Here is a 13,338-nt window from a genome sequence, read left to right on the forward strand (position 1 = left end):
GGGAAAACGACGGGATCTGAAACAGGTTTCGTCTCGAACGGCGATGGCCGATTAGCAACAATCAAGCATTGCGAGCAGGTTGCCCCCACTATCGTCCACCTGACGACTAAGGAGCTCCTGCAACGAACGATCGCCGCCCCGGCGACGGCGCGACACCGTCCAGCCAGGGTGGCCCAGCACCCTGGCGTCTCTCCTCAGCCCTCGATGCGCGAGAAATCGGCCACCTCGCGGGTGGCCGCGCGCAGGGCATTGAGCAGCAGCAGACGGTTCCTGCGCAGAGCCGGGTCGTCGGCGTTGACGGTGACGGTCTCGAAGAAGGCGTCCACCGGCGCCCGCAGGTGCGACAGCGCCCGCATCGCACCCGAGAAGTCCTCGGCCGCGATCGCCGCGGAGGCCTCATGCCGCGCGGCCGCGAGCGCCTCGGCCAGCGCCTGCTCCTCCGGTTGACCGGAGGCGGCCAGTGCCGAGTCGGGGGCCGCGTCGTAGGCGTGGCCGTCCTTCTTCTCCTCGATGCGCAAGATGTTGGCCGCGCGCTTGTAGCCGGCGAGCAGGTTCTTGCCGTCGTCGGTGCTCAGGAACGCGCCCAAGGCCTCGACGCGGCGGACGACGAGCAGGAGGTCGTCCTGGCCGGGCAGGGCGAAGACGGCGTCGATCAGGTCGTGGCGGGCGCCCTGGTCGCGCAGGTAGACCTTCAGACGGTCGGCGAAGAAGGCGAGGAGATCGGCGGTGCGCTCAGCGCTCTCGCTCGCGAAGCGGCCGCTCAGCAGTGAGGACAGAGACAGCCGCAGCGACCGTTCGATCACGGCGCGGATCACGCCCAAGGCGGCCCGCCGCAATGCGAACGGGTCCTTGCTGCCCGTCGGTTTCTCATCGATCGACCAGAAGCCAGCCAACGTATCCAGCTTGTCCGCCAGCGCCACGGCAAGGGAGACCGGATCGGTCGGCACGCGGTCGCTCGGACCCACCGGCTTGTAGTGCTCCTCGATGGCCGCGGCGACGCTCGGGTGCTCGCCCTGAAGCGCCGCGTATTTGCGGCCCATCAGGCCCTGCAGTTCCGGGAACTCGCCGACCATTTCGGTGACGAGGTCGGCCTTGGCGAGCCGGGCCGCGCGCTCGGCCAAAGCCGGGTCGGCGCCCACCAGCGGCGCGATTTCCTTCGCCAGCGCAGCGATGCGGGCGACGCGCTCGCCCTGCGTGCCGAGCTTTTCGTGGAAGACGATGGTGTCGAGCTTCGGCAACCGATCTTCCAACTTCGTTGCCTTGTCGGTCTCCCAGAAGAATCTTGCGTCCGAGAGCCGGGCGCGCACCACGCGCTCGTTGCCGGCGGTGATCGCCGCGCCGCCGTCGGAGGCGATGAGGTTCGAGACCAGCAGGAAGGCCGGCGCCAATTCCTTGGAACCGGACTTGCGCAGCACGAAGCACTTCTGGTTGGCGCGGATGGTGGCCCGGATCGCCTCGGCCGGGATCTCGAGGAAGCGCTCCTCGAACGAGCCCATCAGCACCACCGGCCGTTCCACCAGCCCGGCCACCTCCTCCAGCAGGCCCTCGTCCTCCACGAGGTCGAGGCCGCGGGCGAAGGCGAGATCCTTGGCGTCGTGCAGGATGATGTCCTTGCGCCGGTCGGCATCGAGGATCACGTCAGCGCGCTCCAGCGCCTGCACGTAGTCGTCGAAGCGGCGCACCTCGAAGGGCGAAGGCGCCAGGAAGCGGTGGCCGCTCGTGACCGTGCCGGCGGTGATGCCGTCGACCGAGAACGGCACGACGTCCGGCGTCTCGGTCTCGGGGCCGAAGGTGGCGACGATCGATTGCAGCGGGCGGACCCAGCGCAGGGAGCCGGGCTGGGCCGAGGCGGCGCCCCAGCGCATCGATTTCGGCCAGGGGAAGTTCCGGATGATGCCCGGCAGGATCTCGGCCAGCACGTCCAGCGTCTCGCGGCCGGCCCGCTCGATCACCGCGAGGTAGAATTCGCCCTTCTTCGGATCGGTGACGGTGGTGGCCTGATCGAGGCTCGCCAGCCCCGCGCTCTTGAGGAAGCCCTGAACGGCGGCGTCCGGCGCGCCCACGCGCGGCCCACGCCGCTCCTCGCGCACGGCCTCGCCGCGGGCGGGCAGACCGGCGATGTGCAGCGCCAGCCGCCGCGGCGTCGCGAACGCCTTGGCGCCCTCGTACAGGAAACCGCGCTCGACCAGCGCGTCGGTGACGAGCTTCTTCAGATCCTCAGCCGCACGCCGCTGCATGCGTGCGGGGATCTCTTCGGAGCGGAGTTCGAGCAGAAGGTCAGGCATGCGCGCGGGAATAGCCGCCTGCTTCACCCGCGTCGAGACGGGAGATGGGCCCGGTCTGTCACCGCGCCCGCTTCGTCATCGCGAGAGGTGGCAAAGCGATCCGGCGGCGCGACCTCTCCGGACAGGGCGCGCTCTGGATCGCGTCGGCTCCTCCTCGCGATGACGACGACGATCGAGCCTCTCCTTCACCCGATCCGTCCGCCCCCCGTCCGACGCACCGCCACGACGGACGGCCGCGGCGGTACATCCGGCGAAAAGTCCGGCCAACGGGTCGAGGGCTTCTCGTAGGAGCCGAGCGCGCCGTCCTCGTCGGGCTCGCCGGGATGCTGGACGGCGACGAAGAAGGTCTCGTCGTCGGGGGTGAAGCAGGGGCCGCACATCTCGGCGCCCACCGGCACCCGCAGGAAATGGCGCGCGGTGCCCCGGCGCGGTCCCTCCGTCTCCACCGCCCAGATGCCGTCGGCCCGGCCGGTGGCGCGGCGGTTGTTGCCGTCGGTGGCGATCCAGAGGCGGCCCCGCCCGTCGAAGGCACAGTTGTCGGGCATGCCGAACCAGCCGTTCTCGGTGGTCAATGCGGAGAAGCTCGCCTTCACCTCGGGTTTGGCCGGATCGCCGCAGCGCACCAGCACCTCCCAGCGGAAGGTCTCGGCGCCGTGGTCGGTGCCGTCGGGGGCGATCTCGATGACGTGGCCGAAGGCGTTGGGGCCGCGCGGATTGGCGCGCTCCTCCTGATCGGCGGTGCGCTTCGTGTTGTTGGTCAGCATCACGTAGACGCGGCCGGTGCGCGGGTTGGCCTCGATGTCCTCGGGCCGGTCCATCGGCGTGGCACCGAGCCGTTTGGCGGCGCGCCGCGTCTCGATCAGCACGTCGGCTTGGGATCCGAAGCCGTTGCCCGCGTCGAGCCCGTTTGCCCCGTGGACCAGCGGCAGCCAGCGGCCGGTGCCGTCCGGCTCGAACCGGGCGACGCTGAGCGTGCCGGAATCAAGGAGGTCGGCGTTGGCGCCGCGCTCCGCCTGCACCTTACCGTCGCTGACGAAGCGGTAGACGTGCTGGAAACGCTCGTCATCGCCGAGATAGACGACGTAGCGCCCGTCGATCGCGCGCGCGCCCGCCGCCCCCTCGTGCTTGAACCGGCCGAGCGCCGTGCGCTTCTTCGGGGTCGCGCCCGGATCGAACGGATTGATCTCGACCACCCAGCCGAACCGGTTCGGCTCGTTCGGCGTCCGTGCGAGGTCGAAGCGCGGATGGAAGCGGCTCCAGGCATATTGCAGGCTGCCGATGCCCATCGCCTTGGCGTTGCCGGCCTCCGGATGCCCGGGGGGGAGGGCGCCGCCGAAATAGTAGTTGATGTTCTCCTCCCCCGAGAGCCACGTCCCCCAGGGCGTGACGCCGCCCGAGCAGTTGTTGATCATGCCGAGCACGCGCCGGCCGCTCGGATCGGCCTCGGTGACGAGGCGCGGATCGCCGGCCGCCGGACCGGTGAGATCCATAGGCGTCAGCGCCGTGATACGCCGGGTGTAGGGTGAGCCGACGACCGGGCGCCATCCATCCGCCTCGCGGACGATCTCGACCACCGAACCGCCATGGGCGGCCATCTCGACCGCGACCTGATCGGCGTTCAAGGCCGCGATCACGCCCTTGCGGTCGGCCGCATCGAGGCCGGGAAACATCAGCTCGGCATTGGTGTATTCGTGGTTGACCACAAGCAGGCCGCGGCGGCCCTCGGTATCGAGCGGGATGAATCCGACGAAGTCGTTGTTGTAGCCGAACTGGCGCTCCTGGGCCGCGGCACTCTGCTTCTTCGGGTCGAAGGCGGGGGCGTCGGCAAACAGCGGATCGCCCCAGCGCAGCAGAGGCTTCGCCTCGTAGCCCTCGGCCACGTGCAGGTACTCATCGACGCCGGCCGCGAGTTCCGGGAAGTCGAAGGAGGGACGGTCCGCAGGGGCGGCGGCGGTCTGCGGCGCGACTCCGGCGGCGAGCGCGGCGGCGAGTGAGCCGCGCATCAAGTCGCGCCGGGAGAAGCGGTGCGCGATCACCGCGTCGAGGGTCGGGGCGTCGGGCAGGTCGGACATCGTTGCGCGTCTCGTCAGCCAGTGAGAGCCGGCGCGCCTATTCCCCCTAGATGTCGCCTCGATGACGCCACAGCCCTCGGATGCGCTCAGGCATCGTCCCGAAAGGTGGTCTCCGGCTTTCGGGAAAAAGACGATGCTCTATCGAAGCGGCGCCGACAGGAGGGTGACGAGGTCCCAGGTCTCACCCTTCAGCGAGCGGACATTGGCGATCTTCCACACGCCGGCCTCGCGCACGAGGCTGTAGCGCAGCTCCTGCGGTCCGCCGTTGCGGAAGCTCGCCCGTACCTCGGCCCGATCGCCCTCGTTCGAGAGCGGCGCGAGCGCCAGCGATTGTGCGAAGTCCGGCTCGGTATCCTGGCCGTTGACGTGAAAGGCAAAGCCGAGCCGCCCGACCTCGCCCTTGGCCTCGCGCTGGTCGCGCTCGTAGAGGGTCCGCAGGCGCTTGGCGTAGAAGCGCACGGCGTTGATGTCGTCGGCCGCGTAGAAGGCCCGCACCGTCTCGACCGGGTCGGTGGCGGATTGCGCGAGCGCCGGCCCGGCGAGGAGGCCGAAGGCGAGGGTGAGGACGGCGCGGCGGCGCATCTCAGGCCGCGACGGCTTGGTTGCCGGCAGGGTCGCCGGCAGGGTCGCCGGAATGCCCGCCGGCCTCGGTCTGGAGCCACGCGGCGCCGCAGGCCTTGGCCAGTTCACGCACCCGCAGGATGTAGCTCTGGCGCTCGGTGACCGAGATCACGCCCCGAGCATCGAGCAGGTTGAAGACGTGGCTCGCCTTGATGCACTGGTCGTAGGCCGGCTGGACGATGCGGTGGCGCGCGCCCTCGCTCTCGGGGGCGCCGGCTTCGAGGTAGAGGCGGCAGGCCTTCTCGGCGTCGGCGAAGTGGCGGAACAGCATCGCCGTATCGGCAGCCTCGAAGTTGTGGCGCGAATATTCCTGCTCGGCCTGGAGGAAGACGTCGCCGTAGGTAACCTTGTCCTCGCCCTCGCCGCCGTTGAAATTGAGGTCGTAGACGTTCTCGACGCCCTGCACGTACATGGCGAGGCGTTCCAGGCCATAGGTCAGCTCGCCAGCCACCGGCGCGCACTCGAAGCCTGCGACCTGCTGGAAGTAGGTGAACTGGCTCACCTCCATGCCGTCGCACCAGCATTCCCAGCCGAGCCCCCAGGCGCCGAGCGTCGGGCTCTCCCAATCGTCCTCGACGAAGCGGATGTCGTGGAGCTTGAGATCGACCCCGATCGCCGCCAGCGAGGCGAGGTAGAGTTCCTGAAGGTTCGGCGGGTTCGGCTTCAGGATCACTTGGAACTGGTAGTAGTGCTGCAGCCGGTTCGGGTTCTCGCCGTAGCGCCCGTCCTTGGGGCGCCGCGAGGGCTGCACGTAGGCCGCCTTCCACGGCTTGGGCCCCAGCGCCCGCAGCGTCGTGGCCGGGTGGAAGGTGCCGGCGCCGACCTCCATGTCGTAGGGCTGGAGGATCACGCAGCCCCTCGCCGCCCAGAAGCGCTGCAGGGTCAGGATCAGGCCCTGGAACGAGCGTGTGGGCGAGAGGTCGGCGTCGCTCGACATGGCAGATCCGGCAGGAAGGAAGCTGCCGGACCGTTTAAGAGCGGGGGGCGGGGTGTCAAGCGAACCGCCTCCCCGACGTGTTTAGGTCCGCGGCGTGGAGCGCGTGAAGTTCCGCTTGGCCGTCCGTTCCTTCGGCACAGCCTCGATCGCCGGCTTGGCCGCCAAGAGACGCTTCACGCGCTCGTTGAAGTCGGACGAGGTGACGGGGCGGGCGCCCCCTTTTTCCGGAGCAAGAGCCATATCGGCCTCCGCATGAACGCCCAAAGCACGGGATTGCGCGGAGGGTAAACAGGATATGGGGCGTCGGCCGGAATTTGCGAGGCGGAGGTCGCGCCGCAGGGCGGCCACGCTGTCGTGCGTCCCGGCACATCTTTTTCAGTGCCGCGGGCTCAGAGCGGGAACGGCAAAGGTTGCTGCCAAGTTAATGCAGCAAATGAACAGCTCCGCTCCCCTCCGATGGTCGAGCGGTTACCATTTTCGGATAGATCATGCGCAAGGGATTGACTGTTTTCGCCGCTCTCGTCGCGGCCTCGCTCGCCACCACCTCGCTGGTGATGAGCGCATCCAACGCGTCCGCGACCCCCGATCACACGATGGCGGTCGAGAAGACAGTGGCGGTCACGCCCGTCGAGATCGCGCCGGTCGCCGCGATGCCGGCGGCCGAGACCTGCGCCCGTAAGGTCCGGGTGGTCTATTCCGGCTACGCGGCCCCGGCCGGCTGCGCGCGCTGAGGCGGAGCGCCGTCAGGCGTCGCCGAGACAGCGCGCCGCCAAACCCGCCAGGATCCGCTCGAACACCTCCGGCCGGTCGAGGGCGCGGGCCAGCACCACTGCCCCCTGGATGCCACCCACGGCCTCCTCGGCGAGGGCACAGGCCGCCTCCGGACCATGGCCGGCGCGCGCGAGGGCCGCGGCGAGCGCCTCGACCCAGCGGGCGAAATAGTCCCGCAGCCGGCCGGCGAAGCGGTCGCGGGCGTCGCTCAGGCTCAGGGCGCCGACGAGGCAGACCCGGCGGCCAGAGCGGAAATACGCGGCGGTCGTCGCGAACATCGTCGCCACGGCCGCATTCGGATCATCCGCTTCCCGCAAGGGACGGTAGACGTTGGTCTCGAACCAGCCGTCGATCTCGGCAAGCACAGCAGTCGCCATCTCCTCCTTCCCGCCGGGAAAGAAGTGATAGAGACTGCCCTTGCCGAGCCCCGTCGCCTTCGAGATCAGCGACAGGCTCGCCCCCTCGTAGCCGTGCTCGCGAAACACCTCCGCGAGCAGCGGCAGCACGTCGGACCGTTCGGCGACGGTGCGGGCCACGCCCTACAGCCCCAGATCGCTCAAGGACGGGTGGTCGTCCGGCCGGCGGCCGAGGGGCCAGTGATACTTCCGGTCGCTCTCGGCAATCGGCAGGTCGTTGATGGAGGCGATGCGGTGCCGCATCAGCCCGGCCTCGTCGAATTCCCAATTCTCGTTGCCGTAGGAACGGAACCACTGCCCGCTATCGTCGCGCCACTCGTAGGCGAAGCGCACGGCGATGCGGTTGCCCTGGTGCGCCCAGACCTCCTTGATCAGCCGGTACTCCAATTCCCGCGACCACTTGCGCCGCAGGAAAGCGGCGATCGCTTCGCGCCCCTTCACGAACTCGGCGCGGTTCCGCCAGACGCTGTCGGGCGTGTAGGCGAGGGCGACGCGCTCCGGGTCGCGGCTGTTCCAGGCATCCTCCGCCATGCGCGCCTTCTGCGCGGCGGTCTCGTCGGTAAAGGGCGGAAGCGGGGGGCGCGACATGGCGAGGCCTCTCTGTACTGATCGGCACGAACAAGACCGATCGGTACAGGGTTACCCGCCTCGCAGCAAGCCGAGACGCGCAGGACGCTGCCGGCGCTCCTTCGCCATGATATCGGCGTACGCCCATTGGCCTCTGCAATTTACGATAAATATCAGTATATCTCGCCGTTCGTACGATCATAACAAATTGGAAACAAATCACAATTCACATCTTTGGCTTCGATCGCCGCCCTCCATCGGGAACTCCATGTCCGGAGCACTTCGCCTCCTTCTCGCCGTCATGGTGATCCTGAGCCATTTCGCCGGCGACCCCTACTACAAGCATTTCGGGCATTATGCCGTCCGCGTCTTCTTCATCCTTTCCGGCTTCGCCATCACGGCAGCATTGCATGAGGTCTATGCGTTCGACCTCAAGCGATTTTGGGCCAATCGGGCACTACGGCTCTTGCCGCTCTACTACCTCATCTTGATGGCGAGCCTCGCGACCGTTCTCGCTCTGCCCGCCGAAGCGGCACGGTTCTCCAGCGACTGGGCAAGCCCGAACCTTCGAGACGTCTGGCTCAATCTCGGTCTGATGCCGATGATGAACTGGGCGTATCCGTTCCGCCTCGTGATGCCGGCTTGGTCGATCGCGGTCGAGATCCTGATGTACGCCTACCTCTCGCTCGGCTTGGCGCGCCGGAAGTCCTACGCACTCATGCTGTTCGGAGCAGCCGTCGCGTTTCATGCCCTCACCATCCTGGGGCAAGACGACTGGGATACCCGCTACTTCGACCCGCATTCCGCCTGCCTCGACTTTGCCATCGGGGCACTGGTCTACTTCTGGCGCAAGGAGAGCCTGGCGAAGGTCTCCTACCGGGCCATTCTGCCGCTTCTGATGCTGTGGGCTGCCAACATGGTCGGCGGCGGCTGGATCTTCTCCGACGACTACGTCCGCCTCGAAGGGTTCTACCTCAACAGCCTTGTCGGCGCCGCGCTCGTCGCAGCCGTCGCGGACTGGCGCCCGGCGGGGGCGTGGCGCGACGTGGACGGGTATCTCGGTGAACTGGCCTACCCAGCCTTCCTCTGCCACTGGCTGGCCGGATTCGCCGTTGCGTTAGCCTTCTTTGAGCCCGATGCGCGGGGAACAGGCTTCGCGTGCGCCGCGATCCTGGTGTCGCTCGCCATAGCCGTCGTCATGGCGGCTCTGAATGAGCGTTGGATCGAGCCCCTCCGCCGGACGATTCGGCGCGGTGAAAAGGTCACGGCAGCGCCTTCCCGTGAGAACGGAGTACTCGGCGGCGCCGGCGCGTAGAGGGCTGTCCCGAAAGGTGGCCGCCGGCTTTCGGAAAAAGACGACGCTCTAAAGTCCCAACCGCGCCCAGGCGGCGCGCTCCTCCACCGCCGCGATCACCGCGTCGGGAATCCCGGCCGCTGCCTGGCCGGGGCCGGCGCGGCGTAGAAGGCGGGCGAGCCAGGAACCGCGGGTCTCGGCCACCAGCCGCAGATCGACCGCGTCACCGTAGCGGGCGCGCAGCGTGCCGCGCAGGTCGCCGAGCCCATCGACGAGGCCGAGCTCAAGCGCCTGCCGCCCGGTCCAAACCGCGCCGGTGAACAGGTCGCGGCTCGCATCGAGCTTCGGCCGGCGCTCGCGCACCAGACCGGTGAACAGGGCCTGCACGTCGGCCTGGATCTCCTTCAGCCGGGCGACGTCCTGCGGGTTCTCCGGCCGGAACGGATCGAGCATCGCCTTGGCCTCGCCCTGGGTGTGGACGCGGCGCTCGACGCCGAGGCGCTCGATCAGCCGGTCGAAGCCGAACCCGGCCGAGACCACCCCGATGGAGCCGACGAGGGAGGCGGGATCGGCGACGATCTCGTCGGCGGCGCAGGCGATCATGTAACCGCCCGACGCCGCAGCATCCTCCACGAAGGCGAAGACCTTGATCTCCTTCTCCGCGGCCAGTGCCCGGATACGCCGGTAGATCAGGTGCGATTGCACCGGCGAGCCGCCGGGAGAGTTGACGACGAGCGCCACCGCCGAGAGGCCCGGCATGGTGAAGGCGCGCTCCAGGCTCGGCGCCACCGTACCGATGGAGAGACCCGGCCGGAACGGCGAGACGGTACCGATCACCCCGCTCAGGCGCACCACCGCCACCCGGGGAGGGGGCTGGCGGAAGCGGCGGGGCAGGAGGAAGCGCATCCAGGTCGGGACGGTCAGCGGCATGGTGGCTTCTTTTCGCGGTCGCACGGGGCACCGCCCACCGAGACGGGCGGGTCGCACCTCCGTTAGCAGGACGCCGCCGGCCGATCCATCACGGCGGCCTGCGAATCGAGAGCCACGAGGGGGCTTCCCGCGTTCACGGGGCCGGCCAGGGGTCGCCCCGGTGCAGGGCCTCGGCCTCCGGCGTGAAGCGCCCGGCCTCGTCCTGAAGCACCAGAGGCGGCAGCAGCCGAAACGGCGCGCGGCTGCCCTTCACCGCCGCGATCAGCACGCGGATCGCCGGCCGCCCGACTCGTCCGTGAACGGGGCGGACGGCACAGTCGCCGAAGCGCCCGCGCAGGGCGTCGAGGCAGGTGGGCAGGGCGTCGGCTCGGTGGATCAGGCCGAGCCGTCCGCCGGGACGGAGCAGGTCGGCGCAGGTTCGGAGCCAGAGGTCGAGCCCGCCGACGGCGAAGGTATGCGCCGCGGCCTTGAGCGGAACGGGGGAGGCGCGGTGCGTGCCGGCCTCGAAGAAGGGCGGGTTGGTCAGCACGATGTCGGCGCTGTCCGGCGCCAGACCGGCTGCCCGGCGCTCCGCTCCCGGCGCGAGGAGATCCGCCTCGATCACCGCGACACGCCTGTCGAGCCCGTTCGCCGACACATTGTCCCGAGCCAGCGCGGCGAGGCCGGGATCGCGCTCGACCAACACCACGCGAGCCCCCTCGGAGAGCTGCGCCGCCGCCAGCCCCACCGCACCGGTCGCCGCGCCGAGATCGTAGAGCGTCGAGCCCGGCGCCGGGGCGAGAAGCCGGGCGAGCAGCACGGCGTCGGTGCCGGCGCGATGGGCGCCGCGGGCCGGCTGGCGCAGTTTCAGGCGGCCGCCGAGGAAGGCATCCGGTTCCGTACCCACCGGGCGTCCGCTCAGCGCTCGTCGCGCAGTTCGGCGGATAGGCCGGCATCGGCCAGGATGCGGCGGGCCTGTCGCGCATGGTCGTCGGGCACCAGTAGGCGCCGGCCGAACGCGCCGATCGATCCTTCGAGCGCGCTCATGTGCTCGTCGGCGACGAAGAGCGGGACGCCCGCCTCTTCGAGGAGCGAGCGCGCGAATCCGATCAGGACGATGTCGTTGCTGCGGATCAGTTCCGTCACGGCCACAAACCCTTCCTGCCGCCCCCGGCGAGCGGGCCGGCGGTCTGCGGCTGGTAACATTGTCCACGTTCTTGCGCAGCCATGCGGCACGACCGCGTGTTGCCCTGCCGCCGGCCCCGTGCGACAGGGGCTGCCGCGGGGCAGGGGTTCCGGCAGGGTGCCGGTCGAGAGTTTTCCGGAGGCATCGCGCTTTGGGCGTCGTCGTTACCCTCGATGAAGGCCGCTCCGATCCGGAGGCCAGCCTCACCGATCTCGTGAGTCTCGTCGCGGCTGGGATGGAGCGGGTGAACGCGACGATCCTGTCGCGCACGGGCTCCGACGTGGCGATGATCCCCGAGGTCGCCAACCACCTGATCGCCTCGGGCGGCAAGCGCCTGCGCCCGATCCTGACGCTCGCCTGCGCTGATCTCTGCGGGTACGGGAACGGCGACGGCGCGGTGAAGCTCGCCGCCGCGGTCGAGTTCATGCACACCGCGACCCTCCTTCACGACGACGTGGTGGACGAGAGCGACATGCGCCGCGGCCGGGTCGCCGCCCGCATCAAGTGGGGCAACGAGGCGAGCGTGCTCGTCGGCGACTTTCTCCTCGGCCAGGCCTTCCGCATGATGGTCGAGGTCGGGAGCCTGCGCGCCCTCGACATCCTGTCGGCGGCAGCCACCGTCATCGCCGAGGGCGAGGTGATGCAGCTCACCGCGGCCAAGAACACCGAGACGAGCGAGGACGAGTATCTCGCGGTGATCCGCGGCAAGACCGCGGAGCTGTTCGCGGCGGCCTGCGAGGTCGGCCCGGTGCTGAGCCAGAGGCCCGACGCGGAGCAGGCAGCCTGCCGCGCCTACGGCATGAATCTCGGCATCGCCTTCCAGCTTATCGACGACGTGCTCGATTACGGCGGCACCAGCGCGGCACTCGGCAAGAATGTCGGCGACGATTTCCGCGAGGGCAAGATCACCCTGCCGATCGTGCTGGCGCTGCGCCGCGGCTCGGACGAGGAGCGGGCCTTCTGGCGCCGCACCCTCGAACGGGAGGACCTGGAAGAGGGCGATCTGCAGCAGGCGCTCGCCATCCTGCGCCGCCACCGCGCCCTCGACGACACGATCGAGCGCGCGCGCCACTACGGCGATCAGGCCCGCGCGGCTCTGCACTCGTTTCCGAACGGGCCGATGAAGTCAGCCCTGCTGCAGGTGGTGGATTTCTGCATCGCCCGGGCGCATTGACGCCGCCTCAGGCGAGGCGCGTCGGCTCGACCCACCAGCCCGGCTGAGCGGCGCGGATCGCTCCGGCCGCCATCTGCGCCGCTCCGTCATCGGAAAAAATCGCGAACACGGTCGCACCCGAGCCGGACATCCGCGCCAGACGGCACCCGCCCTGCGTCCGCAGCAGCGCCAGCGCCTCGCCGATCACCGGGGCGACGGTGAGGGCCGGCGCCTCCAGATCGTTGCGGGCGGGCGCGATCGCGCCGAGCACCGCATCCGCGTCGAGACCGCTGGCGATGGCTGGATGCGCGGCCCCCTCGAGCACCTGCCCGACGGCGAGGCCGAGCGCCTTGAAGACCGGCGCCGTCGCAACCGGGACACCGGGATTGACCAGCACCGCCGGCAAAGCCGCAAGGCCGAGTACGGGCCCGATCTCCTCTCCCGCCCCGCGCATCATCCGCGCCCGCGGATCGAGGCAGACCGGCACGTCGGCCCCCGTGGCGCGGGCGGCCGCGATCACGGCCGGGTGGTCGAGGGAGAGTCCGTTCAGTTCAGCCAGCAACCGCAGAGCGGCGGCCGCATCCGACGAGCCGCCGCCGATTCCGGCCGCCACGGGCAGTTGCTTGTGCAGGCGGAACGCGCCGAGCCGCAGGCCATCCACACCCGCTGCCAAGTGGCGGGCGGCGCGCAGGACGAGGTTGTCGTCGAGCGGCCCCGCTGGGCCGGCCGTGGGACCGGAGACCTCGAGCGTGAGATCAGGGCCGGGCGCCAGTTCCAGCCTGTCGGCCACCTCGGCGAAGGCGACGAGGCTTTCCAGCGCATGGTAGCCGTCCCCCGGCCGGCGGCCGAGGACGTGCAGGGTCAGGTTGATCTTGGCCGGAGCGCGGGTGGTGAGGACGGACACGAAGGCTCTCGGCCGGAGGGTCAGGGAACGCGTCCTGCCATAGGGGCCACATTCGGAACGGGCAAGGCTGGAGCCATCCTCAAAGGCGTTCTCCAAACCGCGACCTCATGCTGAGGTGCCGCAGCGAAGCGGAGGCCTCGAAGGATCTTCCAGAAGCCGCGTGGGAACTGGAGGATCCTTCGAGGCCCGCTGTCGCGGTCCCCTCAGAATAAGGGCGCGCGTG

At 69.6% G+C, this 13,338-nt stretch carries 14 protein-coding genes; 3 read left to right on the forward strand and 11 right to left on the reverse strand.

Annotated features, from left to right (window positions below; genetic code table 11):
* Window positions 1–194: 194 nt before the first annotated feature.
* The 5 genes from glyS to LPC10_RS15420 form a co-directional block, all read right to left on the reverse strand.
* The gene (gene glyS / locus LPC10_RS15400) at window positions 195–2,285 is read right to left on the reverse strand and encodes a glycine--tRNA ligase subunit beta (protein ID WP_231343050.1); all 2,091 of its coding nucleotides are present in this window, start codon (window positions 2,283–2,285) and stop codon (window positions 195–197) included.
* A gap of 185 nt (window positions 2,286–2,470) precedes the next feature.
* On the reverse strand, window positions 2,471–4,357 hold the full coding sequence (locus LPC10_RS15405; protein ID WP_231343052.1) for a PhoX family phosphatase: 1,887 nt from the start codon (window positions 4,355–4,357) through the stop codon (window positions 2,471–2,473).
* 138 nt (window positions 4,358–4,495) lie between these two features.
* Window positions 4,496–4,939 (reverse strand): DUF3828 domain-containing protein, encoded by a 444-nt coding sequence (locus tag LPC10_RS15410; protein WP_231343055.1) that lies wholly within the window; start codon window positions 4,937–4,939, stop codon window positions 4,496–4,498.
* Window position 4,940: 1 nt separating this feature from the next.
* The gene (locus LPC10_RS15415; protein WP_231343057.1) at window positions 4,941–5,915 is read right to left on the reverse strand and encodes a glycine--tRNA ligase subunit alpha; all 975 of its coding nucleotides are present in this window, start codon (window positions 5,913–5,915) and stop codon (window positions 4,941–4,943) included.
* A gap of 81 nt (window positions 5,916–5,996) precedes the next feature.
* Window positions 5,997–6,155: a hypothetical protein gene (locus tag LPC10_RS15420; protein ID WP_166059882.1), complete on the reverse strand. Its 159-nt coding sequence runs from the start codon at window positions 6,153–6,155 to the stop codon at window positions 5,997–5,999.
* Window positions 6,156–6,403: 248 nt separating this feature from the next.
* Here LPC10_RS15420 and LPC10_RS15425 point away from each other — a divergent pair, with 248 nt between their 5' ends.
* Window positions 6,404–6,646, forward strand: coding sequence for a hypothetical protein (locus LPC10_RS15425; RefSeq protein ID WP_231343058.1), 243 nt, complete (start codon window positions 6,404–6,406; stop codon window positions 6,644–6,646).
* 12 nt (window positions 6,647–6,658) lie between these two features.
* Here the strand turns inward: LPC10_RS15425 and LPC10_RS15430 are convergent, their stop codons facing one another.
* Together LPC10_RS15430 and LPC10_RS15435 are read right to left on the reverse strand one after the other, a co-directional pair.
* On the reverse strand, window positions 6,659–7,222 hold the full coding sequence (locus tag LPC10_RS15430; RefSeq protein WP_231343059.1) for a TetR/AcrR family transcriptional regulator: 564 nt from the start codon (window positions 7,220–7,222) through the stop codon (window positions 6,659–6,661).
* Window positions 7,223–7,225: 3 nt separating this feature from the next.
* Window positions 7,226–7,690: a DUF1348 family protein gene (locus tag LPC10_RS15435; RefSeq protein WP_108940953.1), complete on the reverse strand. Its 465-nt coding sequence runs from the start codon at window positions 7,688–7,690 to the stop codon at window positions 7,226–7,228.
* Between the two features lie 280 nt (window positions 7,691–7,970).
* Between LPC10_RS15435 and LPC10_RS15440 the strand changes: the two genes are divergently transcribed.
* Window positions 7,971–8,984 carry an acyltransferase gene (locus LPC10_RS15440; protein WP_231343067.1) on the forward strand — a complete coding sequence of 338 codons (1,014 nt, stop codon included), beginning with the start codon at window positions 7,971–7,973 and terminating at the stop codon, window positions 8,982–8,984.
* A 48-nt stretch (window positions 8,985–9,032) separates the two neighbouring features.
* Here LPC10_RS15440 and LPC10_RS15445 read toward each other — a convergent pair whose 3' ends face one another.
* The 3 genes from LPC10_RS15445 to LPC10_RS15455 all read right to left on the reverse strand — a co-directional run bounded on the left by LPC10_RS15445 (window position 9,033) and on the right by LPC10_RS15455 (window position 11,018).
* Window positions 9,033–9,893 carry a S49 family peptidase gene (locus LPC10_RS15445; protein WP_231343068.1) on the reverse strand — a complete coding sequence of 287 codons (861 nt, stop codon included), beginning with the start codon at window positions 9,891–9,893 and terminating at the stop codon, window positions 9,033–9,035.
* A gap of 133 nt (window positions 9,894–10,026) precedes the next feature.
* Entirely contained in the window at window positions 10,027–10,779 is a 753-nt protein-coding gene (locus LPC10_RS15450; protein WP_231343070.1) for a tRNA1(Val) (adenine(37)-N6)-methyltransferase, read from the reverse strand.
* A gap of 11 nt (window positions 10,780–10,790) precedes the next feature.
* Complete coding sequence (locus LPC10_RS15455) at window positions 10,791–11,018, reverse strand: DUF2007 domain-containing protein (protein WP_166061451.1); 228 nt, start codon at window positions 11,016–11,018, stop codon at window positions 10,791–10,793.
* A gap of 191 nt (window positions 11,019–11,209) precedes the next feature.
* Here LPC10_RS15455 and LPC10_RS15460 point away from each other — a divergent pair, with 191 nt between their 5' ends.
* On the forward strand, window positions 11,210–12,232 hold the full coding sequence (locus tag LPC10_RS15460; RefSeq protein ID WP_231343072.1) for a polyprenyl synthetase family protein: 1,023 nt from the start codon (window positions 11,210–11,212) through the stop codon (window positions 12,230–12,232).
* A 7-nt stretch (window positions 12,233–12,239) separates the two neighbouring features.
* Here LPC10_RS15460 and LPC10_RS15465 read toward each other — a convergent pair whose 3' ends face one another.
* Window positions 12,240–13,115 (reverse strand): 4-(cytidine 5'-diphospho)-2-C-methyl-D-erythritol kinase, encoded by an 876-nt coding sequence (locus tag LPC10_RS15465; protein ID WP_231343073.1) that lies wholly within the window; start codon window positions 13,113–13,115, stop codon window positions 12,240–12,242.
* Window positions 13,116–13,338: the final 223 nt, after the last annotated feature.

The sequence above is a fragment of the Methylorubrum sp. B1-46 genome, assembly GCF_021117295.1.
In the GTDB taxonomy this organism is placed as follows: Bacteria; Pseudomonadota; Alphaproteobacteria; order Rhizobiales; family Beijerinckiaceae; genus Methylobacterium.

Excerpts from the sequence above, each read along its gene's own strand:
- LPC10_RS15425 (WP_231343058.1), top strand. The coding sequence starts at position 6,404 with ATGCGCAAGGGATTGACTGTTTTCGCCGCTCTCGTCGCGGCCTCGCTC.
- LPC10_RS15415 (WP_231343057.1), bottom strand. The coding sequence starts at position 5,915 with ATGTCGAGCGACGCCGACCTCTCGCCCACACGCTCGTTCCAGGGCCTG.
- LPC10_RS15435 (WP_108940953.1), bottom strand. The coding sequence starts at position 7,690 with ATGTCGCGCCCCCCGCTTCCGCCCTTTACCGACGAGACCGCCGCGCAG.
- LPC10_RS15405 (WP_231343052.1), bottom strand. The coding sequence starts at position 4,357 with ATGTCCGACCTGCCCGACGCCCCGACCCTCGACGCGGTGATCGCGCAC.
- LPC10_RS15445 (WP_231343068.1), bottom strand. The coding sequence starts at position 9,893 with ATGCCGCTGACCGTCCCGACCTGGATGCGCTTCCTCCTGCCCCGCCGC.
- LPC10_RS15410 (WP_231343055.1), bottom strand. The coding sequence starts at position 4,939 with ATGCGCCGCCGCGCCGTCCTCACCCTCGCCTTCGGCCTCCTCGCCGGG.
- LPC10_RS15440 (WP_231343067.1), top strand. The coding sequence starts at position 7,971 with ATGGTGATCCTGAGCCATTTCGCCGGCGACCCCTACTACAAGCATTTC.
- LPC10_RS15420 (WP_166059882.1), bottom strand. The coding sequence starts at position 6,155 with ATGGCTCTTGCTCCGGAAAAAGGGGGCGCCCGCCCCGTCACCTCGTCC.
- glyS (WP_231343050.1), bottom strand. The coding sequence starts at position 2,285 with ATGCCTGACCTTCTGCTCGAACTCCGCTCCGAAGAGATCCCCGCACGC.